Below are 23,907 nucleotides of genomic sequence, written 5' to 3' on the forward strand. Positions count from 1 at the left end.
GTTTGTGCGGCACTCATGCATCATTTCGGACAGCAACGCCATAACAGCATGCTGGCCCTGATCGCCAGCAGTGAAGTCGACGACAACAGCGCTCCCGGCCGCGCCGCCATGAGGCTACAGACAGAGTTATCAGAGCGAAAAATTGACGTAATAACAACCACCAGCGGTAGTGATGCCTGCGCCATACTGAGCACTAACACCGCGATCCAATGCCTGCTGATTAATTGGACCCTGCCCGGTGAAGCGAAATGCCCCACGCTGGTTGTATTGGAAGAACTTCGCGCCCGCAATCCCCAAATGCCGGTATTCCTTCTGGCAGATCAGCAGACTGTCAGCAACATGCCGCGACGGGCCCTGGAATTAGCCAACGATTTTATCTGGATGCTGGAAGATACTCCGACCTTTATCGGCGGTCGCATCCAGAGTGCGATTGAAAGATACCGCCACGCCATTCTTCCCCCCATGTTTCGCGCCCTGACCCACTTTGCCCGGGTCCATGAATATTCGTGGCACACACCCGGCCATACTGGGGGAACAGCTTTTCTCAAATCCCCTGCGGGTCGCGCTTTTTACGATTTCTTTGGGGAAAATATGTTGCGCTCGGACCTCTCTGTTTCTGTAACAGAGTTGGGATCGCTTTTGGATCACTCGGGCCCCATTGCCAAGGGAGAGCAATATGCAGCAAAAGTATTTGGTGCGGATCGCACTTACTATGTAACCAATGGCTCTTCGACATCCAATAGAGTGATATTGATGGCATCGGTTACCCGGGGGCAATTGGCTCTGTGCGATCGAAACTGCCATAAATCCGTCGAACACGCGATCACCATGTCAGGTGCAGTTCCAACCTACCTGATTCCCCTACGCAACAACTACGGCCTCATAGGCCCTGTCCCTCCCCAACAGTTGACGGCCAGCTCTGTTGCCAATGCTATTCGGCAAAACCCGTTGTCCAAGCACGCCAAAAACTCCCGTGCCGTTCACGCAGTCATTACTAATTCCACCTACGACGGTCTCTGTTACAACGTGCGCAGAGTGGAAGAACTTCTCGGCGAGTCCGTTGATCGCCTGCACTTTGACGAAGCCTGGTACTCATACGCTCGATTTAATCCTATCTATCGAGATCGCTTCGCAATGTACGATTTGGGAGAAACCGACACGAAAAATGGCCCGAGCAAATTTGCCACTCAGTCAACACATAAGTTACTCGCCGCATTGTCCCAGGCATCGATGATTCACATTCGCGATGGGCGTAAACCCATTGAGCATGGGCGCTTTAATGAAGCATTCATGATGCATGCCTCAACCTCCCCACTTTATTCCATCATGGCCTCCAATGATGTGAGCGCAGCAATGATGGATGGACCGGGTGGAAAAGCATTAACAGAGGAGTCAATTGCTGAGGCCGTAGCGTTCCGACAAGTATTGGCCCGTTTGCAACAGGAGTATCGCGATAAAGAAGAATGGTTCTTCGGAGGTTGGCAGCCCGAGCATGTCACCGACCCCAGTAACGGGCACAACTACGCCTTTCACAGCGCCCCAGCAGAACTCCTGTGTCATGAGCCCAGCTGCTGGTTATTAGGCCCCGGCGAGTCATGGCATGGATTTGGTGATATTGAGCCAGATTACTGCATGTTGGACCCGATTAAAGTATCGATTACCACCCCGGGGATAAACCCTGATGGCAAACTGTCTGCATCTGGAATACCTGCCAACATCGTCAGTAAATACCTGGACAACCTCGGCATTATCGTGGAGAAAACTACCGATTTTACGATTTTGTTCCTGTTTTCTATCGGTATTACCAAGGGTAAGTGGGGCACTCTAATCAATGCTTTACTGGCCTTTAAGCGCGACTTCGATGCCAACCGGCCCTTAAGTGAATGCCTGCCAAACCTTATAAAAAAGTCCCCAGCCTATCGCAATATCGGGCTGCGCGACCTTGCAGACAATATGTTTGCTTCCATGAAAAAATTGCAAACCACAGTGCAAATTTCTGCAGGATTTTCAGCCTTACCTAGAGCTGACTGCAGTCCGGTACAAGCTTATGAAACCCTGGTTCGCGGCGATGTGGAAATGCTTCCGCTAAGCAAGTTACCGGGACGTACGGCTGCCACGGGCGTTGTACCCTACCCTCCAGGTATTCCTCTGCTAATGCCCGGCGAAAATTTTGGCGATGAAGATAGTCCGGCATTGATTTACTTGAGAACTCTGGAAGCCTTCGACCAGCAATTTCCAGGCTTTACCCACGATAACCACGGAGTAGAGGTGCAGGACGGCCACTATCATATTTACGCCCTGCGGGGAGACTCGCCATAGGCTCGCCTATCAAAGAGGAGCATAAAATAGGCCTGGTCCCCGCAACCCTGATGGTTGCAGGCAATATGATGGGCTCCGGGGTTTTTATGCTCCCCGCCAATCTCGCTGCAGTCGGCAGTATTTCTTTGATCGGCTGGTTGATAACCATCGTCGGCGCTATCTCCCTGGCACTGGTATTTGCCAAGCTCGCCGCTATCTATCCCGCAGCCGGCGGCCCCTATGCCTATGCCCGCCGCGCTTTTGGCGATTACATTGGCTACCAAACCAATCTGGTTTACTGGCTGGCCAATGTAATCGGTAATGTTGCGCTGATTACTGCAGGCCTGGGCTATCTGACCCATTTTTTTCCACCGTTAAAAGACCCACTGACTTTTGCCATGGCCCAGGTTGCCATGGTCTGGCTGCTAACTTACGCCAATGTACTGGGCCCGCGCACCGTCGGTCGCATCCAATCCCTCACCACCGGCCTGGTTTTGCTTCCAATCCTCGGCACCGCTATTTTTGGCTGGTTCTGGTTCGACCAGCAAAACTTTACCAGCAGCTGGAATGTCTCAGGCAAAAGCGACCCCAGTGCTATTATGGCCAGCCTGACCTTCACGCTCTGGGCCTTTATTGGGGTGGAAACCGCCTCTGTATCCGCCGCAGTGGTAAAAGACCCCACCAAGAACGTCCCAATCGCAACGGTTGGGGGAGTTATCCTGGCTTCTATTGCCTATGTACTCAGCTCATCGGTCATTATGGGGATGCTGCCGAACCAGGAATTAATCAGCTCCTCCGCTCCCTTTGCCGATGCTGCTCGCCTGGCACTGGGAAATACTGCGGCCAATGTCGTAGCCCTGTGCGCCGCTATTGGCTGTATCGGTTCATTGGGCGGCTGGATACTGTTGGTGGGGCAGTCTGCCAAGGCGGCGGCAGATGATGGCCTGTTTGCAGCACTATTTGCCCGCACCAATAACAAAGGCGTGCCTACCGGCGGATTGACTCTAGTAGCCGTGTTGATGTCTGTATTGATACTTACCACCATATCGCCAACGGCCAGCCAGCAGTTTGGCAAAATTGCCTCTGTCGCTGTGATTATGACGCTGATGCCCTATATCTATTCAGCGGTAGCTTTGCGGGTTTTGGCCTACGGCAAAATGCCGCCTCAGCAGTACGGACTGTTTACTGTGATTTTGCTGATTGCAGCGGTGTACTGCCTTGTGGCCCTGGTGGGATCTGACGGGCAACAAACCCGCTGGTCCCTGATCTTTGTGATTGCGACAGTCATTTTTTATGCACTAATTTTAAATCGCCGTCGCAGCGTTGAAGAAAAGCACTTTCTACCCGGTGGGCCAGAACCAGCCTGGGTTCACTACTTCACTCTCTTTGCCACAATTGCTGCCCTGTGCCTGTTCTTCTGGTTTTCCGTAGGGCAATACCCGGACTTGGAATTGCGCCTGCGCGCACCCAACCCCTCGGGTCATCATCTTGAGAGGCACATTGAACCCTAGACTCAGCGGGTTAGCGCCCTCTCGATGGTTTCCGCGGTAATTTCAGTAATCCCTTGGGAGTTGGATTCACGGTTACCCGCCACATTGAGCGTCTGCGGACGGTTCTTGAGGATGAAGTCGCGCACCAGTTGTACTCGATCGGCATCAGTCGGATTGACTACCAAGTGTGGTTTCCCCAATACCTGGCAGAACTCAATAGTAAACAGGGTGCCATCACTACCGGGATTGGTTGTGAAGATAACCGTGGCATCGGAGTTGCGGATATTCTCACGAGTACGCTCTTCCAGGTCCGGGGACGTGTTTTCAATCAGCCCAAGTCCTTTCAGAAAATCAGGCCGATCACCGATCTCAGTCCAGTAACCCTGTGGTGCTGTGCCACCGGTGGCAATTCCCAGGCGCTGCCCCGCCAGCAGGCCTCCGGTATCCGCCCCCGTCTGACCACCACTGATAATTTTCTCCGGTCGGAAGATCACTTTTCTCCCCCATATCGTTCATCGTCTTACTAGCTTGAGCTAGCAGACATCAAGCCAGCGATAATTGACATTGAAATTAACGGTCGCAGCCACTAATTTATCTCCAACTTTAGTCTGACCGGCAGCACTGTGAATTACTATCTGATACTGAAAACACTGCATATCCTCTGCTCCATAGTCGTTCTCGGCACAGGGACCGGCATCGCTTGGTACACCCTGAGGGGCTGGCTGTCCGGAAATGCCCAAGTCATGCAGTGGGTCAGCCGGGAAACGGTACGGGCAGACTGGATATTTACGGGATCAGCGGTAATTGGTCTATTTGGCAGCGCGGTGGGTATGCTGCTGATCAATCCTAGCTGGATGCTACAGGCCTAGCTGCAATTGGCCGCCGGTCTCAGCGCAACCGTGTTCTTGTTGTGGCTGCCGGTCGTTTACCTTCAGTACCAGCTGCGTAAACATGCCAAAGAAGACGGTAATCTAGATAAAATGCGCAAGCTAATGATGGCTTGGTGCCTGCTCGGGGCTATCGCATTTCCCATGACCATTATTATTGTCTATCTAATGGTATCCAAACCTCCACTGTAAATTGGATGGCAATATTAAAATCAACTATGAGCAACTTTTTTAGCTTGTACCTTAAAGATAAAGACAATCCCTCAATAAAAAATTCTCTCAGGTAGGTTAATTGATGAGATTATTTAAAAATAATCAAACCACACATTAACTTTACCAATCGACATTTAAATTATTCAACAAGTGTGGAATACACTGACCCCATCAACTTACAACGTCCTACATGCCTCATCAAAATCCAATCGGGGATTACGCGGATGCAGCTTTTCAGTTTCTCCATACCCCAGGTTGCACAGGAAGTTAGATTTAATAACGCAGTCAGGAAAGTGCTCAGGTAAAAATGCTGGCGCTGAACACCTTTTACTGAAGAACTCCTCATCAACCAGCGTATTATCAAATCCCGACATAGGTCCGCAATCAAGCCCCAGTGCCCGCGCAGCCAAAATAAAGTACCCCCCCTGAAGGGAACTATTACGAAATGCCGTTACCTCAGCATATTCCGGATTGTCGGCAAACCATTCCCGTGCAGGGGTCTGAGGATAAAGTCTCGGTAGGTTCTCATAAAAATGCATATCGTAGGCAACAATTGCAGTCACCGGGGCTTGCATTGTTTTTTTGATATTTCCTTCATTGAGGGCCGGTTTAAGTCGCTCCTTGGCCTCCTTGCTTACGACAAAAACCAATCGCATGGGGCAACAGTTCGCGCTAGTGGGCCCAAACCTGACCAGATCGTATAGCCGCTTCAAAACCGCTTCCGAAACAGGCCTGTCCTGCCAGTAACTATGGGTTCGAGCCTCGTTAAACAACTGATCGAGCACTCCAGAGGAAACCGGTTGCATAAAAGCTACCCCAAATGACTTCTCTGGTAACAGTTTAGTTTGCGCATGCCATTTCAAAGGAGTAGCAGGATCATAAACAGATGGCAGAACATCACCAAGTAAGTCACAATACTACGGGTGCGGAAATACTGGTCTCGCCCCGGCAAGTTAGGGTTCAACTTAGCCTCAGCCCAGGCAACAAAGCCAAAAGCGAGCAGCAGCACTGGAAGCGCCCAGGAAGTGCGAAACATCAGCAACGCTCCCCAACCCAATAGCGTCACCAGATTGCTAAGCAGCGCCAACATCAGCCGGTGCGGGTGCCCCACCCGATTAAGTGCAGCACCCCACCAGACACCACAAAGAAAGCTGAGTATCACAGCGCTATAGGTCGTGAACAGCAGGCGCGGAGTCACCCCCAAAATCGATAACCCCAGCCACTGCATAAAGATTCCAACGACAAATGGAATCAGACCAAAATAAGCTAACCAGTCAAAAAACCGGGTATCTACTTTAGGGTAATTATGGCTGTCAGTGTCCATGTCGTCTAAGCTTCCAAGTCAGAGACAGTTTCATCTCAAAGCAACAAGCTTAGCGGCAAGGGCAAGCAGCAATGGATGCCGAACAGAAGATTGACGTTAAACAAGCGCTGCGGGTATTTGATAAAGCGACAAAGAAGGGACTCAAAGAAGGCAATGAATGGCATTACCAGGGGCTGGCCGTCAGTACTGACTATGACGGCTATACAGTGTTCATCAACTCCCCCAAAGTAAAACTCACCATATTTTTTCACAATAAATTTTCTGTAGACTCCACCAGTAACAAAGAACTTGAAGAATTTATCCGGTTGCTGAAAAAGCTTGATTCAGAATAAAAGAAAGGAATCTACGAGCACCAAAATGACACCACTTTAAGAGTGCCCTTCGGCACTCATTAGAATAACAGAATTTGTGCATACAGAGACACTATTCTCAATCAAAACTAAAAGTCTAGAAATACCGCATACACCTGATTTAAAACTGGAGCCTGACTCTGCTGTAGCCAGCATCCAACAAATTGATCATCTTTCATCTTATAAAATTATTTGGGTGATATCGGGTTTTTCAGCACTCTCTATAGGCAGGAAAAAGACTCTACTGATCCACTGGCTGCAAATTTATAAATTGAGCATGTGATAATTACAATACGTTGGGACGACTTCTATTTGCACAATAACAAAATTTGCCACTACCCTTCGACAAATTTCATTAACCCATGAAAGACCAAGTACGCAAGTAGCTACAGCAACAAGAGATAACCCAGCGGAACTTTAACCTATTACTTTGTCATAAGTCCGCCGGGTTAAAATATCACTCCTCTCCCAATAGAGCTTTAATTATTGCCCCAATAATATAACCAACGTTATCCACCATTGCACCAGAAGTGCCACTCTCGGCCGTTAACGTCTCCTGTGAAAGGGTTTTTCCTCCTTCAAATGCAGAAGCATAAACCACATCCTTATGTATTGAGCCAGCAAAAGACACACTGACAATTACAGCAACAAGAAAAAATCTACATATAATTTTCATAAAAATTCCTCTTAATTGATCCAGTTTTTCATCTTCCCGTCCTCCAAAAACCTCCCTATTTATGGAACATCCACACTAATGGATATTTGAACAGCCTTCAAACCCATTAAATTAAACTTAAAAATCTCATATGGAACCTTATTAGCTTTCAGGAATGAAATAACGCCAACGCGATCATCCCAGGTACAACTAACGGAACAATGTGGCCAACAAAGCTGAAGCTGTGGTAGTCGACACCCTCTGGATCATATTCAATCCCCCAGGAGTCCAAAAGAGCATCAACACCGTCAAAGGTTCAATATTATCACCGGAATAAGCCCGAAGTGCTTGCCGGTCATCCCCTAAAACAAGGGAGCATGACTTGACCATATGATGGAATCCCATTTAAAAAATCTAACTACCGATTATCTAAAACCCGCTATTTGATTGAGCATAAGCCCCAAAATGGCAGTATCTACATCTAGCGTAAAGTCAAGGCTATCATGGAAGATGACAGCGTTGCACCAGACCCTGAATCTACTGTCATATATTTGACACCATGTAACCAAGTCACCATCTCTTCGATCTTCTTTTGAAATCGCTCCTTACTTTTAGTTGCATGTAAATATTTTTTAACACCCCAAGAGTCAATGAAATATTTACAAGATATCGCCTTGCGCATCAATACTGATACCGAGTCAGCTACCCATATTGGCACTCCAACGGCAAAATATTAACCTATCCCAACAGGATAAAGAGGGAAATTAACTATCTTTTTGTGGCCCTTCTTGATGAAAGTCAGGTAGCCTTAATCCCCAAGAGGAGTTTAAAAGCCTTATTGATACGTCCATCTACCCAAGGGTAAATGTAAATCAGGGTCATATCTACTGTGGAGCGTCCCAAAACCCCTTATATTAGCTACAAACCAAAATTCTCAGCAGCCTGAGTGACTAGAGCCATCGTGATATCGTCTTGTTTTATAAGGCCTTACTCAAAATTATCGAGTAAAGAAAAAAACAGCCATGTCTTTGTATTTCTATCCGCACCTATATATTGCCAGGAACTGAAAGACAGCTTATTTTGGGGAGGGAGGAGAGAAACCAGGCTATCTGGTACCAGTCCACCATAAGAATCATCCCGGCGAATCATTACGCAAACCTAAAGCTAACAAAACCAGGTTTTAATGGAAATTTTTACATTGGGCCACCTTAGGTGTGAGCCCCATTAAATAGTCGGCTCGATCAAGCCTGTCGCCTTAGCCCGCAGTTACCCAGGAAAAACTGAGAGACTGACACATTCAACTTACCTCCTCGACCAGACAAACTTGGCGCAACTCCAGCAACTGTTATGCCGCCGCCCCACAGGCAATCACCAGACTTCTAAACACAAAGAAAATTCCTATTTGGCACTCACCTGAATTTGCACAAAACAGTAAATAGCCTTCAAAGCACTAGCAGCATACTCTGGTTTCAATTCTGCTCGAAATCAGCATATCTGAACAATTTGTTAAAAAAAAGAGTGGAAGACCATCGCCGAAAGCACGACCACTCGCTGAGCACTACTAGCAGCTGGAGATGAGTGGTTTTATCAACAAGCTAGATTCTGATCTTACTTTTCCCTTCCAACTTACCCCCGGCTTACTGAAGTAGATCGTTCTACCAGGCTGTCAGTAAAGAACTTCAGCCAGAGGCCTGCCAGATCTTTTTCTGGCACTAGTCCGGACAGATTCGAGTTGGTTTTGGGAGCCTTAATAGCTCGCTATCGACTTCTTTTAGAGAGCTCAAAGTGATCGAGCCAGAACAAAAGAGTAAAGAGTAAAGAGTAACGGCGCTTAAATACTCTACTTCAACACATTGACGCCATACAAACGTAGCTTTGTCTTTTTAAGGGAGGGATACCCTGTAGAAGTCTACAGGGCAGTAAAAATATTTTTCAAAACTGCGGTTAACAGAGCTTTAATAGAACCATCCCTGGAGTACGAAGTTTACTTTCTAGCATTCTAACGATAGTACAGATTACAAGTACCCTTTAATACGTACTTCTCACCCCGCATGCCTATAGCGTTCGATCAAGCAATATCGGCTTATACCAGAGAAGTATTAAAGAAGCCCGTACTGAATTTTAAAACAAAAATGTGTAACAGGGGTCCATAGAATCAGGAAGCTTGTAGCCAATTAACATCAGTGCAAAAGCTTCCTGTAAATCTGACCCACCTTAGCAGGCCAAGCGAGAATTACTGCCCGGCACTCTCCGGCACACCACTGTGAAAGCGGAATTGCCCATCACTGCCTTCCACTAATTCCTTTTCTTTCTCCAGCAGTGCCTGAACCCTAGATTGAATATCTTCATCGGAAGCCTTCTGGGCAAGATGTAGATAATCGCGGAAGTGACGCGCCTCAGATTTAAGCAGGGAGAGATAAAACTTCTGCAACTCATCATCTAACTGAGGCGCAATCCGTGCAAAGCGCTCGCAGGAGCGCGCCTCGATAATAGCGCCACAAATCAGCGTATCGATCAGTCGCCCCGGCTCTGCGCTGCGGACTTCGGCACGAAGACCGGCCGCGTAGCGGGAGGCACTAACGTGGGGATAGGCGATACCGCGTTTCTCCATAATCGCCAGCACCTGCTCAAAGTGGCGTAACTCTTCGCGAGCCAGACGCGACATTTTGTTCAGCAGCTCAAAGTCATTCAGATAGCGAAACATCAGGTTCAAGGCAGTACCCGCCGCTTTTTTCTCGCAGTTGGCATGATCGATCAGCATCATTTCCGGCTCCTTCAATGCAGCCTCCACCCAGGCATCGGGCGTAGGACACAGCAGGAATTCATTGATAGCGGACAGATCTGGGACTTGAGCATTCATAGGGCGAACAAACTTAACCGGAGCAAAATAACTTGGCGCGGGATTATAGCGGCCCCAAGCCACAAACGCCCGCTTTTAAACCACCAGCGGGCACTACTCCCCCGACTGACAAACCGGGGCTGCAATTATCCAGGAAGGTCCCTAGTGATAAATACACTCAACTTGATAACGATTTATTAAGTGCATTAATATAAAAATCACTTTTTATCCGGCATATCTGATGAATGACTACAGAACCCAGGCAAAAGCTATCCCGCCGTTATTAGAAAATGTCCATGGCGCCGCCCAAGCCCTGAGAGAATCCCTAGAGTTGCTGCAAAATGCCGAGAAACCCTGGCAGCACTATCTACTTCAGCCCCCTTTCGCACAGGATGCCGCACTCAGCCTCAATCAGAGCTTTGAACGCCCCTATTCATTGTCAGGCGCTCTCTACTCACAACTCGACTATCTGGAGCCCATTAGCGCCGGAGGAGATGCCCGCGCTACTTTACAGGTACCGGGTTTATTGGCGGTACCGGCCAAAACCCTTGAGTTTGCCCAACAACTCAATAGCCACAAAGAGATCTTCGCCAAGGCTATTGCCGAACTTCGCAGCGCCCTGGCGGAGCGGCCAGTTGCCGAACAGGATCGTACGGTGCGAGAAGTGCTTGCGGATGCTGGATACCCGCGCGCGCATTTGCGCCAATGCTACCGCCTGGTGTTAATGTGCCTGAAGCGGCCTGATGCCATCACTCTTTCATGGATCAAGGCGCGTAAATCCATTCGCAAGGTCACGGTGAAATGGTGTGAAAAGAAGTTGGTGCAGCTGGACCCCCAAGGGTCCGATCCCGGTATCCAATACCAGCGCCAGTTGCTCGCCGGGCTACACAAAAGCCAGCAGGAGGATTTACGCCAGGTGCAGGTACAGAGTCGCCCCAATCTGCAGGTAGCGGAAATCTTCTATGGGCACGGGCTAGGCGAGGAAGAGGAATATCATCAGGTCGGTTATTCCTCCATGCCGATTCTGGTAGAAGCCAACGAAGCCGGGCAACTGCCTGAATTCACCCGAGTCGACCATCAACCGAGTTTGAGTCGACGGCGCCAGAGGCGGGATCTGGCAATCGCCAGCGAACCCTTTCTACCGGCGCTCAGAGTATTTTTGCGCCAGCAGCGCTGAACCTAAGCCCCAAATGGGGCTGCCATCAATTTTTGAACCGCCCTAGGTAATACCCGGCGCCACGTAGCGCTGGTAATAGGCGACAGACAGTGCGTAAAAATCCTCATCGATAAGGCGGCGAATTTCCACCAGTGGGACGCCGCGCGCCTGTGCGGTGAGTTGCAACCCAAAAGCCTTGAGGTCTGATATCTGGCTGGCCCCTGCCCTCAACAGTTCGAACACCCAACAGTAGGGATTTTGACTTTCATCAAAACGGACCCGCTGGTGATGAAGCTGCTCCAATAGCAGCTCGCGATCCACGATCTCCAACTGGCTGCGCACCGCATTCACCAAATACCCTTCTCGGCGCTCAGCAATTACCCGGCGCTGTTCTTCACTGTAGGCATTCCAATCAATCACCTCGTGTGCAAAGCGCTTGCAGCCACGACAAACATCATCGCCAATTCCTGTGGAGCAAACACCGATACAGGGCGTGCGAACCTTCTTATACATTAACTATCCGACCAACCTATTTATGCCGCCCGCGCGGCCTTCAAATTGCGCGTAGCCTATTTTGTTTCCGCCGCCAAGAAAAGGGGGGAAGTACCAGCTGCCAAACTACTAAAATTCACCTAGCAAATAGTCATAATTCACTTAAATTATTGATTTTTCGATAAACTTAACAGCAGTAGGGCTTTCCTGTAGTATTCGCCCCCCGCCATCAGCGGCCTCGAAAAAAAAATCCCGGCTGACCGTTAATAGACCGGGAATTCCACCCGCTGTAGGTGCCACCCCACACACCAAGAGGGACTTATCAGTGCTTGAAGCCTATCGCAAACACGTCGCCGAACGCGCCGAACAAGGCATTCCGCCAAAGCCATTGGACGCCGAGCAAGTCGCCGGCCTGGTTGAATTGCTGAAAAATCCGCCAAAAGGCGAAGAACAGGAACTGGTTGACCTGCTCACCCACCGCGTTCCGCCGGGCGTTGACGAAGCCGCTTATGTTAAAGCCGGTTTCCTGTCCGCCATTATCAAAGGTGAAGCAGAATCCCCGCTGATCGATCGCAAACACGCTGTAGAACTGCTGGGCCAAATGCTGGGCGGCTACAACATTTCCACCCTGGTCGAGCTGCTGGACGACAAAGATCTGGCCGAGCTGGCTGCCGAGCAGCTGAAAGGCACTCTGCTGATGTTTGACGCCTTCCACGACGTGGAAGAGAAAGCCAAAACCGGCAACGAATTCGCCAAAGCAGTCATCCAATCCTGGGCTGACGCCGAGTGGTTCACCAAGCGTAACAAAGTGCCCGAGAGCATCAAAGTTGCCGTATTTAAGGTAACCGGCGAAACCAACACCGACGACCTGTCTCCGGCACCGGATGCCTGGTCCCGTCCGGACATCCCCCTGCACGCGCTGGCCATGTACAAAATGAAGCGCGACGGCCTGGAGCCAGAAGAAGCTGGCGTTACCGGTCCGCTGAAGCAGATTGAAGAAGTTAAAGCCAAAGGCCTGCCCGTTGCTTTCGTTGGCGACGTAGTAGGTACCGGTTCTTCCCGTAAATCCGCCACCAACTCCGTACTGTGGTACTTCGGTGACGAAATGCCCGGCGTGCCCAACAAGAAAGGCGGCGGTATTTGTATCGGCGGTAAAGTTGCCCCAATCTTCTACAACACAATGGAAGATGCCGGCGCGCTGGTATTCGAAGCCCCTGTTGACGAACTGGGCATGGGCGACGTTATCGAAATCCGCCCCTACGACGGCAAGATCCTGGCTGAAGACGGTAAAGTCCTGTCTGAATTCCAACTGAAGTCCGACGTACTGCTGGACGAAGTTCAGGCTGGCGGTCGTATCAACCTGATCATCGGCCGCGGCCTGACCGGCAAAGCCCGTGAAGCCCTGGGCCTGGCGCCTTCCGAGTTGTTCCGCAAGCCTGAGCAACCTGCCGACACCGGCAAGGGTTACACTCTGGCGCAGAAGATGGTTGGTAAAGCTTGTGGCGTTGAAGGTATCCGTCCGGGCACCTACTGCGAGCCGAAAATGACCACTGTGGGCTCCCAGGACACCACTGGCCCCATGACCCGCGACGAACTGAAAGACCTGGCCTGCCTCGGCTTCTCCGCCGACCTGGTAATGCAGTCTTTCTGTCACACTGCGGCCTACCCCAAGCCCGTTGATATCAGCACCCAGCACACCCTGCCGGACTTCATCATGAACCGTGGCGGTGTTTCCCTGCGCCCGGCAGACGGCATCATCCACAGCTGGCTGAACCGCATGCTGCTGCCGGACACCGTAGGTACCGGTGGTGACTCCCACACCCGCTTCCCCATGGGTATCTCCTTCCCGGCAGGTTCCGGTCTGGTAGCTTTCGCCGCCGCTACTGGTGTTATGCCGCTGGATATGCCTGAGTCCGTACTGGTGCGCTTCAAGGGCAAAATGCAGCCCGGCATCACCCTGCGCGACCTGGTGCACTCCATTCCTCTCTACGCCATCAAGCAGGGCCTGCTGACCGTTGAGAAGAAAGGCAAGAAGAACATCTTCTCCGGCCGCATCCTCGAGATCGAAGGTCTGGAAGACCTGACTGTAGAGCAGGCATTCGAGCTGTCCGACGCCTCCGCCGAGCGCTCCGCTGCTGGCTGTACCATCAAGCTGTCCGAAGACACCATGTCTGAGTACCTGCGCTCCAACGTAACCCTGTTGCGCTGGATGATCGCTGAAGGTTACGGCTCCAAGCGTACCCTGGAGCGCCGCGCGCGCGCCATGGAAGAGTGGCTGGCCAACCCGAAACTGATGGAAGCGGACGCCGACGCCGAATACCTGGAAGTCATCGAGATCGACCTGGCCGAGATCAAAGAACCGATCGTATGTGCTCCTAACGATCCAGACGACGCTCGCCTGCTGTCCGACGTTGCTGGCGACAAGGTAGACGAAGTGTTTATCGGCTCCTGTATGACCAACATCGGCCACTTCCGCGCTGCCGGTAAACTGCTGCAAGAACACAAAGGTGGCATCTCCACACGCATGTGGATCTCCCCGCCCACCAAGATGGACGAGCACCAGTTGATGGAAGAGGGTTACTACAACATCTACGGCTCTGCCGGTGCCCGCACCGAAATGCCCGGATGTTCCCTGTGTATGGGTAACCAGGCACGTGTAGCACCGAACGCCACCGTACTGTCTACCTCTACCCGTAACTTCCCCAACCGTCTGGGCGATGGTGCCAACGTGTACCTGACCTCCGCTGAGCTGGCTTCTGTAGGCGCCATCCTGGGTAAACTGCCGACTCCGGCTGAGTACCAGGAATACGCACAGAACCTGGATTCCATGTCCAGCGAGATCTACCGCTACCTGAACTTCGATCAGATTGAAGACTTCCAAAAGTCTGCCGAAGAAGGCAAGCGCATCGCCGCGACTGAGATCCAGGAAGTGAATGTCTAGGTGACAGCCTGATCCAGACGAAAAGCCCCGCAATTTAGCGGGGCTTTTTTTGTCTATAAAAAATATTTCTATCTCCCTACCCTGCAAAACCAGATTTTCCTGCCGCTAATTCCTACGCAAGCCCCTAAAGTCACAACCACTATTGGCCCATAAATAAACTTTTGAAATACCCCACTGCGAAAGTGTATACATTCTTCCGGCTGAGATTCGGGAGATGAGCCTTAAATTGAAAGGCTAAACAACATAAAAGCCGCCACTAAGCAAACAATATATTGCCCACTTCATTACCACCGGCTAGATTTAAAGATTGGCATTCATACAGAGTTTACAACGAGAAACCTTAGAAAATTAAATTCGATGATTTATTGGAAAACAACCTCTATTACTCGATAGACTTTCTTTAAATGAAAAAATTATTGATGAAATTTAGCCGACCTACATTCAAAAAGTTTCCTATAAGACTCGAATCTCCCCCTAAAATCTTTTTTTGCCACATCCCGAAATGTGCAGGTTCCTCCCTGCACTCCGCCATTAGTTCTCAATATTATGAGCCAAATAAATTAGGCAGTTTCAGTATTAAACGAGCAGTTAGCAAACGAGCATCAGACGTATTAGAAATGCCAATGATGTCTGTACGAGAAACTGTAATGGTTCACAACCTGTCTATAAAGTCTAATTATTATGGGCACGGACACTCATTCTGCCGTCCGAATGTTGTAAAGAATTTTTCCCGCGAATGGAATTTTATAACAGTATTACGAAACCCTATTGACAGATGGATATCTCTCTACACCTACAACACCTACAAAAAGAGCCAATGGGACAAGAACTCCCTCCCGCTGGAAAAATATATAGAATCCCAGGTTGGGGCCATGACAGGGCAAGTTTTCATACGGTATTTTTCCGATTTTGCCGACTCCAATCCTTCAGAGCATATAGAGCGGGCCTTAGAAAATTTACAGCAGTTTTCAGTTGTTGGCACAACTGATCATTTAAATAAGTTAACCCAACAAATATCTAAAGACTTCGATATAAAACTAGACATCCCTAAGATCAACAAGAGTCCTAATACCAAACTTGCTCAGGAGATAAAATCAGACGCAAAAGCAATCAAGAAAATTGAGAAGATTTGCCAATATGATATGGAAATTTACAAAAGATTTACTGATAAGCATGGACCAATATTTTCTGGCAAGGGTTACAAAGAGATGTAAAAACACTGAAAACATACCAAGTCGTGGAAGCCCCCACCAAGACGACAACCCTGCAAAGGGGGAGAGGATTACGAATGGTATAAGTTATGCTGATTCAAATAAAAAGAGCGCAATGTTGCTACCCATATACAAATATAAGAAACTCCCTCCAAACATATCTCTTAGATCATCCGCACCCACAACAGCGAAAACTTCTCGATTATTGCTTGAAATATAGCTACCTTTGAATCTACCCGAGAAGACAAGTGGAACGACGCGAATTGTTATCACTCATAACCACCTCAATTTGTATCAACTAATGGCGATAAGCTTCAGTGATGGCGTAATTTACAACTTCCTTTGCCTCTCCATCCCTAAAATCAGGTCAGCTATAATCATTTACAAGCCATAATGTAAAAGTTCGACCATTAGGAATTCCCCTGATAACAATAAGGTTCGCTTAAATACACCTTCAAAATATCGAACTATAAGAATATAGATACCAATGCCCATTAAACACCCTGGTTTTAAACAAAAACCAATAACTCCCGGTAAAGATACTTTTTTAATACGGTGGCAGAATCGCCGGGCGTTTTTCATTCAAAAATTCAAACGGAAGACCCTGAAGTATGCCGGTCGCCTAATCAATGCTATCTTCCACAAGCATCGCCATTTCCCAAACTTCTACTTCCCCAATAGTCGCCCACCCTACCCAAAGACTATACCAAGTAACTCCTATACAAGCACATCAGACAATGCACAGACTTTTATTCTTTACAGAATTATCGGCAACGACCTAATCCCTCGACACAGTGCCGGACAATCCTACAAAAATCTTGAATTCATCTTGCAGCATGAACCTCCACTAGAGGGTTGCAAGAAGGTGTTCATCCTCAACCGAATTGTCGACCCAAGCGAGGAAACTGCCATTATCAAACTGCTTTGCAATTACAAACAAAGTTACTTGAGAATCCCCTTTCACTGGGATGAATACAAAGAAATTGGGTGGAACATCTTGGATTACCCGATTAATTATGCCCCCTATAAACTGAAAGACCTTTGCATGCGACGGGATTTGGAAATACAAGCCGAGCTGGGTCTATACCGTCATAAAAACAACTATGTAATGAATAATAATGGAGCGAGAAATCTCGCTCTGAAAGATGGCAAATCAAAAGCAGATTGGATTTTACCCTGGGATGGCAATTGCTTTGTGAGTTCAAAAGCCTGGAACGCAATAAAACAACAAGTTCTCAACCATGCCACTTACCCATACCATATTATCCCAATGGCAAGATTATTGGATAATCAGTCCATACTGCGTGAAGACTTCGAACCCTCCCCCACAGAGGAGCCACAGGTTCTATTTCGATCTGATAGCACAGAGGTTTTTGATAGCCGATTCTGCTACGGAAGACGCCCTAAGGTAGAATTTTTATGGCGCCTAGGGGTACCGGGGAAATGGGATGATTGGGCCGTTTTTCCCTGGGATCTCCCATGCCCTGACTACTCAAAGGATGCAGGCCACTACATTCAGGGCGCCTGGGTGGCCAGATTGTTTTCTGGTAAACCCCACCTAGAAAGAACGGATCAACAGTCCAGCCGAGAGCGGGGAGAAACCCGTTCCGAAGCCATCCTTACAATGCTAGATCAACTGGACAACTACACCCCAAACAAAAATACTCCAACCACCATGCCATCTGAACCGAATAGTACGGGTAACCTCAGCTTTTCTTATCTCACTCTATTGAGCGAAGCCACACAGAGAGCAGCGAGAGCACAACAGAAGTTACAATCCAATTCAACAGACTGCCTGCTGCAGGATTTAGTGATTGCAGGCCTTGCTCAATCTCACAAGGTAAGACCAGAGTTTTCCCGATTAATCGACGATAGCCTACTCAAGCTATTCCCAGATACCCAAGACAAAGCAAACACCAGACGACTAGAGACTGCAAACCCCAGCCTTCTGGCCCACTTGCTTTCTACTCTAAAAAACCTAAAACAAACACATCGACTCTACTCAACAAGAATTCAACAACTAGACGATCTCCTGAAACGGCACCTCATCTGGTTAACAGGAAGCCCCTGCGGTCAGTCTATGCGCTCAGATTTGGGGTATCTTGGCACACAGTATGATTTACAGGTCGCAGCGGTAGCTCTCTATCTCGACCAGACACAAATTGTCAGGAAAACCCTTAGAGACTCTCGTTTCCGGATACTGGAACAATTTGATGCTTCGGGTAAGCAACAACCAAAAACCAAAGGAAAAAATAGCACTCACTATGAGTGTCTCAATCTGCAGTTATGGATACATCTTGCTGAATTGGCAATGACGCTAGATGAGAACCTATGGAATTTTACTGCAAGAGACGGAGCTGGTGTCCAACAAGGAATACGCTGGTTCCTACAGAAATTTGAGATTCATAGAAATGCTAAAGATATTGATAAGCAAAGGCTGCTCCCAATTATCAATGCTTACCAAAAACAATATGGGGAACTACTGAATTTACGAATCAAACTTGGCCCCAAGCATATCCCCCAATACAAATCTATTTTTCCTATTGAAACAGCAATTCACCCATTTTGGAATTTAGGCTACGAAGAACATAGCAATTCATTCACAACCACCAAGAAGTTAACTCCAGAGATCCCTGAGTAAAATACAATTAATTTATAGTATTCTTATCAGCTTCAACAAATAGGATACAAACAACAAAAGCAAATATTGCCAAACAAGCATTGAGAGTAAATGCATGATCAATGCCTGATGGCATATCTTTGGCCATCGCCACTATAGTGGTATTTAAACCCAACCCTACAGCTCCGCCCGCTATCTGAAACATAAATATGATTGCACCTGCCAGGCTCGCCCTACTCTCATCAACAACCGTAATAGCCACAGTTGTAATAGTGGAATTGAACAAGCCGATACCTCCACCCAATATGACCAGGCCGGGAATCAGAGAAGTATACTGAGTATCTTTATGAATGTGAGATAAAATATACATTCCTAGTGCCATTAGTAATGTCGCTGCAGAAACTATTTTCTTCGCTCCGATCACATCATATAATTTCCCTGCGAGAAATCCGAAAACGCTGAAGGATAACATCATAGGGATCAACCCCATTCCCGCCTGCATAGCCGATGTATTGCGAATATTGGTTAAGAACTGTGGAATAAAGAACAACCCGGCAAAGAAGAGTGCAGAAATCAGCAAAGTAGCAATTCCGGCGAAAATAAATCGCCTGTTCCCAGCCACATCCGGCGGAATCAGGGCCTGCTGCCCCACCCTGTTCTCTACAAAAGCAAACAGGCAAATAAACAGAAAAAAGGCGATAATAAGGCCGAGAACCAGTGGGCTTTTAAAACCCACATCAACAACAAGATCAAAAGCGAGCAATAGAGCAAGTAGCGCCATCGACAAAGAGGTGATTCCGGCGTAGTCAATGTGTTCATCACAAGACTCTGGAGAATCATCGGGAATGACTCTCCAGCAAACGTAAAGAGCGATCACCGATACAGGTAGGTTGATAAAAAAAATCCACCTCCAACTGATATAATCAGCCAGAGCGCCCCCCAACAGTGGGCCGGCTGAATTGGCAATGCCGCAAACAGTGATCACCAATCCCCCTGCTAACCCCGCTCTCTTCTCTGTCATCAAACCATAGGTCATGCCTAAAATTGATGGCCACATCATCGCCCCCCCAACCCCCATCAAAGCTCGGGATATCAACAACATACCCATATTGATCGCTATTCCACCCAACAACGAAAAAACCATGAATAGTAAGGTTCCGACAATAAACACTCTTCTCCTGCCATACATATCGGCAAGACGACCACCTGAGACTATCAATACGCCAAAGACCAGGGCATACCCATTAATAACCCACTGTGTGGTTGTTATATCTGAGTGAAATTCATGCTCGATGGTAGGTAGTGCAGGAGAAAATGCGGTGAAATCATTAGCGACAATAAAGATTGCAAGGGACAAAGCCATCAGGCCGGCATAAAGATGCTTATCTGCTGATACTTTTCGCTCGTTCATCCCTGCCATCCATGATTAATAAAAATAACAAATTAGCTCCGATGACCTTTTAGATAGGACTAGGTATTATGAATAGTGAGCAGTTAATTATCTTTGCGATAAAAGAGAAACAACAACATCAACAAGCCATTTACAATAAAATCATACGCCATTACTCCTTAGCTGCCAGGATCCAGAGCCAACCCACATCTTCACAACCAACAAATTATGTAGAATATAATCAACAAGTTAATGGATATAATACAAAAATAGATGCCTTCTGACAGCCGATGAAACCCACTATTTAGATGTACATGCGTGTCATCTTAGCACCTATGAGGGTGACATACTCGCCACATTCTTTCATAATTCATCGTGTACACTATAAACAGTATAATTTCTACCACATCAAGAGGATAAAGTGGGATAGAAGACTTTTAGCCCATAAATACATGTCCACCAATTATTACAAGCCACCTAAGGCAAACCTGGAAAATAACCCCCCTTCTAAGCGAAGGGATATATCTTTCCTGATTGCCCTTACAGCAACATCGATGACATGTATCATGTTGCCAACCTTTATTGCAATATTTTCCCTGCCAGGAGCATCATTTTTTCATATCATTATTGGTACGGTGCCCATGCTGGTATTTTATCTGGCAACTACTGCAATCGCCCTAATCGTAACCCTTACCTATGGAAGATTGGTAGAACACGTCCTCCAAAAAATGCAAAGATATAACCGAGCCTCTATGATTTTTGGTGGTATCCTTCCCGGCATATTGATTTATTCAATTGGAGCAGTAACAACCACACCAAATCTTGCTAGCCTCGGAATTATTATCGCTTTATACGCCACTCCCATTTCCTTTTTATGCTATTTTTTTACAACCAAATCCATCAAACTTGAAAATAACGAATAAAACACCCGCCCCACCTTTCCCCCTTGTAATACTTAGTTAAAACCTTAAATCCGCCTATGCCTGGGAATTTTTTCTCAGATTATTGATAGTTAATTCCCAAGGAAAATACTTGGTACCTGACCGAGAATCGGAGGGTCATCCTATAACGTCATCCAATATCATTTGAACGATAGAATTTTGGATGCCAGTGGTAACTTTGGGTGAAAATAATTCAAGTAATTACCCAGAGATTTGAGAGTCGTCTTTGCCTAACCAGCTATTCAGCAAAGTCCCAAATCGACAAACAGGCAGTAATGCGCTTGATAGAACTTAATATGTTGATTTGTAAGGAAACAGATATGAAAACTTACGCCTCCATTGCTGCGGCAGTCGCTTTAGTTATCAGTGGGCACGCTGCCGCCAACACCACCATTGTCAATCAAAATGGTATCGGGAATACTGCTACATCTAACCAGGCTGACCCGACCACCTCCGGCAATTTTGCCATATTCACACAAACAGGCGACAACAACTCATCAACCACATCCCAGGTAGTCAACTCTACCAATAGCGTTATCAATAGCACCCAAATTGGCGACAACAACACCGTTTCATCGATTGATCAAAGCGATGCCACTACGTCAGTAGTTAATGTATTGCAAAATGGTCAGACTAATTTATTCAACGCACTTCAAAATACTACTACATCAAGTACCTCAACAACTACGCAAACTGGCACCTCCAACCAATATGCAACGGTACAAACGAATTCATCCCTAGATACCACCGTAATTACCCAAAATGGTGATTCCAATAGCGGCTCTATTGTTCAAGCATTAGGTTCGGGGAATGGAATTTTTGTCACCCAGCTTGGAACGACCAATTCCACAGGCGGTACTCAGTCAAGTGAAACATCCAGTACCACTACTGTATTTCAGGATGGTACATCAAACATGGCCTCATTTGGCCAAGGGCTAGGAACGGGAAATATCCAGACTACAATCCAACTGGGAACGAGTAACACTTCATTAGTCGTACAGTTTACATCCATCGGCGATTATGCTGAACTAATACAGGATGGTGATTCAAACGATGCCGACATCGAGCAGGATTTAGGTTCTGGTAATAGCCTCTACGCCGAGCAGCTTGGCACCTCCAATATGGTGATGACGTATCAAACTGGAGCAGGTAACGAAGGGGAGATCGAACAGGATGGTTTAAGTAACTCTGCGGACCTCTCCCAAGATGGAAGCCTACTGCTGGCCTTTATGGAGCAGATTGGCGATACCAATACCGCTACGATTACTCAAACCTCCACCATGAATACTGCCAGTACAATGCAAATGGGTACAACTAACACCCATGACACTACCCAGGCAACATCTGGAAACTCTGCAACTGCTACTCAAGTGGGAACCAGTAACGTAGGTACCATCCTACAGTAATCCAAAGGCCGGCATCCGGGAAATTTCAACCGGAGCCGGCCAACCGAGAATCTCATGGATCTTGATTTTCAAGTGAAAATCTACCCGTCTGTTATGCTCCAAACTTTTCACTTCCAAATTTCCAATGAGCAAGAAAAGTAGTTGATTCGGTTAGCCTCTGCCTATCTTGCTCATACAAAAACTTAAGAACAAACCTGTAGCCATCCCTCTAAGCATTTATTCTCAGCATATTGATATTTAATTCCCAAGGAAAATACCGCTCACCTGACCGAAAATCGTTAGGTCATCCTACATCATCACCCAATATCATTTTAACGATAGTGTCTTGGGTGTCAGCGGTAACTTTGGATGGGAATAATTCAAGTAATTACCCAGGGATTTGAGAGCCGTCTTTGCCTAACCAGATGTTCCGCAGAGTCCCAAATCGACAAACAGGCGGTAATCCGCTTGATAAAGATTAATATGTTGATTTGTAAGGAAGTAGATATGAAAGCTTACACCTATATTGCTTCGGCACTTGCTCTAGCAATCAGCGCGCATGCTATCGCCAATACCACGATTGTCAATCAAAATGGCATCGGGAATACAGCAACAGCCAACCAAGCTGACCCCACCACGTCGGGTAACTTCGCGATATTCACTCAAACCGGCGACAACAACTCATCAACCACATCACAGATAACCAACTCTACAAATAGTGTTATCAACAGTACCCAAATAGGCGACAACAATACCGTTTCGACGATTGAGCAAGATAATGCGACCACATCGACAATTACTGTACTCCAAAGTGGTCAAACTAATTTATTCGATGCTACTCAAACCAATACCACATCGGTAACTTCGACAACCACACAAATTGGCACGTCCAATCAATTCACCACAACACAACTCAATTCCTCCCTCGATACTGCCGCTATTACCCAAAATGGTGACTCCAATATCGGCTCAATTGTTCAATCAAGCAGTTCAGGGAATGGGATTGTTGTTACCCAACTTGGAACATCCAATGAAGTCGACGGTACTCAGGCAAACGAATCCTCTAGCACGGCAACTGTATTTCAGGATGGAACATCAAATATGGCTACCTTTTTTCAGGTCGCCGTTGGCTCGGGGAATGTTCAGAGTACAATCCAGTTAGGGACAGGTAATACCTCACTCATAACACAATTTACATCTACCGGTGGTACTGCCGAGCTAATACAGGATGGTGATTCAAACGATGCTGATCTTGGACAGCAGGACGGCCTCGGTAATAACCTTTTTGCCGAACAACTGGGTACAACCAATATGGTTTTTGCCATTCAATTTGGTGACAGTAACGATGCTGAGATCGAACAGGATGGCCTAAGTAATTCCTCTACGCTGTTTCAGCTCGGAGATTTACTGGTTGCCGATGTGGAACAGATTGGAGATTCCAATACGGTTACGATTAACCAATCAATGATGATGAATACCGCCAACATTACGCAAATGGGTACAACAAACACCCATGATACCACCCAGGCAACATCTGGAAACTCTGCAACCGCTACGCAAGTGGGCACCAGTAACACAGGCACAATCTTACAATAATCCCCAGGCCGGCCTCCAGAATCACGATTGAGGCCGGCCATTTTGTGTGATCGGTTGAGGCTTGTATTCCTAGAGAATCACTCCCTTCACCCAGTTTCATGACCATCAAACTTTTACAT

18 protein-coding genes and 1 pseudogene are annotated in these 23,907 nt (G+C 47.6%); 12 read left to right on the top strand and 7 right to left on the bottom strand.

Annotated elements, in window-relative coordinates; translation table 11 throughout:
- The first annotated feature begins 15 nt into the window (after positions 1–15).
- Both ACJJIW_RS20315 and adiC read left to right on the top strand, forming a co-directional pair.
- The gene (locus ACJJIW_RS20315; protein WP_444936199.1) at positions 16–2,319 is read left to right on the top strand and encodes an Orn/Lys/Arg family decarboxylase; all 2,304 of its coding nucleotides are present in this window, start codon (positions 16–18) and stop codon (positions 2,317–2,319) included.
- 8 nt (positions 2,320–2,327) lie between these two features.
- Positions 2,328–3,809 (top strand): arginine/agmatine antiporter, encoded by a 1,482-nt coding sequence (gene adiC, locus ACJJIW_RS20320; protein WP_444913394.1) that lies wholly within the window; start codon positions 2,328–2,330, stop codon positions 3,807–3,809.
- Positions 3,810–3,811: 2 nt separating this feature from the next.
- Here the strand turns inward: adiC and ACJJIW_RS20325 are convergent, their stop codons facing one another.
- The gene (locus ACJJIW_RS20325; protein ID WP_282932181.1) at positions 3,812–4,282 is read right to left on the bottom strand and encodes a YpsA SLOG family protein; all 471 of its coding nucleotides are present in this window, start codon (positions 4,280–4,282) and stop codon (positions 3,812–3,814) included.
- A 129-nt stretch (positions 4,283–4,411) separates the two neighbouring features.
- Between ACJJIW_RS20325 and ACJJIW_RS20330 the strand changes: the two are divergent.
- Positions 4,412–4,867: pseudogene (locus tag ACJJIW_RS20330) on the top strand (DUF2269 family protein).
- Between the two features lie 197 nt (positions 4,868–5,064).
- On the opposite strand, the gene ACJJIW_RS20335 reads toward ACJJIW_RS20330, so the two are convergent.
- Both ACJJIW_RS20335 and ACJJIW_RS20340 read right to left on the bottom strand, forming a co-directional pair.
- On the bottom strand, positions 5,065–5,694 hold the full coding sequence (locus ACJJIW_RS20335) for a malonic semialdehyde reductase (protein WP_444893384.1): 630 nt from the start codon (positions 5,692–5,694) through the stop codon (positions 5,065–5,067).
- 53 nt (positions 5,695–5,747) lie between these two features.
- Positions 5,748–6,212 carry a DUF3429 domain-containing protein gene (locus tag ACJJIW_RS20340; protein WP_444936200.1) on the bottom strand — a complete coding sequence of 155 codons (465 nt, stop codon included), beginning with the start codon at positions 6,210–6,212 and terminating at the stop codon, positions 5,748–5,750.
- 71 nt (positions 6,213–6,283) lie between these two features.
- On the opposite strand from ACJJIW_RS20340, the gene ACJJIW_RS20345 reads away from it, so the two are divergent.
- Complete coding sequence (locus tag ACJJIW_RS20345) at positions 6,284–6,544, top strand: DUF3081 family protein (protein WP_282932177.1); 261 nt, start codon at positions 6,284–6,286, stop codon at positions 6,542–6,544.
- A 475-nt stretch (positions 6,545–7,019) separates the two neighbouring features.
- Here the strand turns inward: ACJJIW_RS20345 and ACJJIW_RS20350 are convergent, their stop codons facing one another.
- Both ACJJIW_RS20350 and ACJJIW_RS20355 read right to left on the bottom strand, forming a co-directional pair.
- Positions 7,020–7,238, bottom strand: a complete 219-nt coding sequence (locus ACJJIW_RS20350; protein ID WP_444893382.1) for a hypothetical protein — start codon at positions 7,236–7,238, stop codon at positions 7,020–7,022.
- Between the two features lie 2,212 nt (positions 7,239–9,450).
- Positions 9,451–10,077 (bottom strand): MiaE family protein, encoded by a 627-nt coding sequence (locus ACJJIW_RS20355; protein ID WP_282932175.1) that lies wholly within the window; start codon positions 10,075–10,077, stop codon positions 9,451–9,453.
- A gap of 220 nt (positions 10,078–10,297) precedes the next feature.
- Here ACJJIW_RS20355 and ACJJIW_RS20360 point away from each other — a divergent pair, with 220 nt between their 5' ends.
- Positions 10,298–11,233 carry a hypothetical protein gene (locus tag ACJJIW_RS20360; RefSeq protein WP_444936201.1) on the top strand — a complete coding sequence of 312 codons (936 nt, stop codon included), beginning with the start codon at positions 10,298–10,300 and terminating at the stop codon, positions 11,231–11,233.
- A 42-nt stretch (positions 11,234–11,275) separates the two neighbouring features.
- On the opposite strand, the gene ACJJIW_RS20365 is transcribed toward ACJJIW_RS20360, so the two are convergent.
- Positions 11,276–11,725: a DUF1289 domain-containing protein gene (locus ACJJIW_RS20365; RefSeq protein WP_413662547.1), complete on the bottom strand. Its 450-nt coding sequence runs from the start codon at positions 11,723–11,725 to the stop codon at positions 11,276–11,278.
- Between the two features lie 304 nt (positions 11,726–12,029).
- Here ACJJIW_RS20365 and acnB point away from each other — a divergent pair, with 304 nt between their 5' ends.
- The 3 genes from acnB (at position 12,030) to ACJJIW_RS20380 (ending at position 18,497) form a co-directional block, all read left to right on the top strand.
- On the top strand, positions 12,030–14,645 hold the full coding sequence (acnB, locus tag ACJJIW_RS20370; RefSeq protein WP_282932172.1) for a bifunctional aconitate hydratase 2/2-methylisocitrate dehydratase: 2,616 nt from the start codon (positions 12,030–12,032) through the stop codon (positions 14,643–14,645).
- 404 nt (positions 14,646–15,049) lie between these two features.
- On the top strand, positions 15,050–15,859 hold the full coding sequence (locus tag ACJJIW_RS20375; RefSeq protein ID WP_282932171.1) for a sulfotransferase family 2 domain-containing protein: 810 nt from the start codon (positions 15,050–15,052) through the stop codon (positions 15,857–15,859).
- A 1,525-nt stretch (positions 15,860–17,384) separates the two neighbouring features.
- Positions 17,385–18,497 carry an alginate lyase family protein gene (locus tag ACJJIW_RS20380; protein ID WP_444936202.1) on the top strand — a complete coding sequence of 371 codons (1,113 nt, stop codon included), beginning with the start codon at positions 17,385–17,387 and terminating at the stop codon, positions 18,495–18,497.
- 7 nt (positions 18,498–18,504) lie between these two features.
- Here ACJJIW_RS20380 and ACJJIW_RS20385 read toward each other — a convergent pair whose 3' ends face one another.
- Positions 18,505–19,887 (bottom strand): MFS transporter, encoded by a 1,383-nt coding sequence (locus tag ACJJIW_RS20385; RefSeq protein WP_444936203.1) that lies wholly within the window; start codon positions 19,885–19,887, stop codon positions 18,505–18,507.
- Between the two features lie 68 nt (positions 19,888–19,955).
- Here ACJJIW_RS20385 and ACJJIW_RS20390 point away from each other — a divergent pair, with 68 nt between their 5' ends.
- The 4 genes from ACJJIW_RS20390 (at position 19,956) to ACJJIW_RS20405 (ending at position 23,788) form a co-directional block, all read left to right on the top strand.
- Positions 19,956–20,150: a hypothetical protein gene (locus ACJJIW_RS20390; RefSeq protein WP_282932166.1), complete on the top strand. Its 195-nt coding sequence runs from the start codon at positions 19,956–19,958 to the stop codon at positions 20,148–20,150.
- Positions 20,151–20,432: 282 nt separating this feature from the next.
- Positions 20,433–20,789, top strand: coding sequence for a hypothetical protein (locus ACJJIW_RS20395; protein ID WP_282932165.1), 357 nt, complete (start codon positions 20,433–20,435; stop codon positions 20,787–20,789).
- 200 nt (positions 20,790–20,989) lie between these two features.
- Complete coding sequence (locus tag ACJJIW_RS20400) at positions 20,990–22,213, top strand: hypothetical protein (RefSeq protein WP_282932164.1); 1,224 nt, start codon at positions 20,990–20,992, stop codon at positions 22,211–22,213.
- 348 nt (positions 22,214–22,561) lie between these two features.
- Positions 22,562–23,788 (top strand): hypothetical protein, encoded by a 1,227-nt coding sequence (locus tag ACJJIW_RS20405; RefSeq protein ID WP_282932163.1) that lies wholly within the window; start codon positions 22,562–22,564, stop codon positions 23,786–23,788.
- Positions 23,789–23,907: the final 119 nt, after the last annotated feature.

Source organism: Microbulbifer maximicatervae (SeqCode) (assembly GCF_052467815.1).

What these genes read in the sequence shown, in the direction of transcription:
- ACJJIW_RS20315 (WP_444936199.1), top strand. Translation starts at nt 16, where the DNA reads ATGCATCATTTCGGACAGCAACGCCATAACAGCATGCTGGCCCTGATC.
- ACJJIW_RS20335 (WP_444893384.1), bottom strand. Translation starts at nt 5,694, where the DNA reads ATGCAACCGGTTTCCTCTGGAGTGCTCGATCAGTTGTTTAACGAGGCT.
- ACJJIW_RS20340 (WP_444936200.1), bottom strand. Translation starts at nt 6,212, where the DNA reads ATGGACACTGACAGCCATAATTACCCTAAAGTAGATACCCGGTTTTTT.
- ACJJIW_RS20345 (WP_282932177.1), top strand. Translation starts at nt 6,284, where the DNA reads ATGGATGCCGAACAGAAGATTGACGTTAAACAAGCGCTGCGGGTATTT.
- ACJJIW_RS20350 (WP_444893382.1), bottom strand. Translation starts at nt 7,238, where the DNA reads ATGAAAATTATATGTAGATTTTTTCTTGTTGCTGTAATTGTCAGTGTG.
- ACJJIW_RS20355 (WP_282932175.1), bottom strand. Translation starts at nt 10,077, where the DNA reads ATGAATGCTCAAGTCCCAGATCTGTCCGCTATCAATGAATTCCTGCTG.
- ACJJIW_RS20360 (WP_444936201.1), top strand. Translation starts at nt 10,298, where the DNA reads ATGAATGACTACAGAACCCAGGCAAAAGCTATCCCGCCGTTATTAGAA.
- ACJJIW_RS20365 (WP_413662547.1), bottom strand. Translation starts at nt 11,725, where the DNA reads ATGTATAAGAAGGTTCGCACGCCCTGTATCGGTGTTTGCTCCACAGGA.
- ACJJIW_RS20375 (WP_282932171.1), top strand. Translation starts at nt 15,050, where the DNA reads ATGAAAAAATTATTGATGAAATTTAGCCGACCTACATTCAAAAAGTTT.
- ACJJIW_RS20385 (WP_444936203.1), bottom strand. Translation starts at nt 19,887, where the DNA reads ATGAACGAGCGAAAAGTATCAGCAGATAAGCATCTTTATGCCGGCCTG.
- ACJJIW_RS20390 (WP_282932166.1), top strand. Translation starts at nt 19,956, where the DNA reads ATGAATAGTGAGCAGTTAATTATCTTTGCGATAAAAGAGAAACAACAA.
- ACJJIW_RS20395 (WP_282932165.1), top strand. Translation starts at nt 20,433, where the DNA reads ATGTTGCCAACCTTTATTGCAATATTTTCCCTGCCAGGAGCATCATTT.
- ACJJIW_RS20405 (WP_282932163.1), top strand. Translation starts at nt 22,562, where the DNA reads ATGGGAATAATTCAAGTAATTACCCAGGGATTTGAGAGCCGTCTTTGC.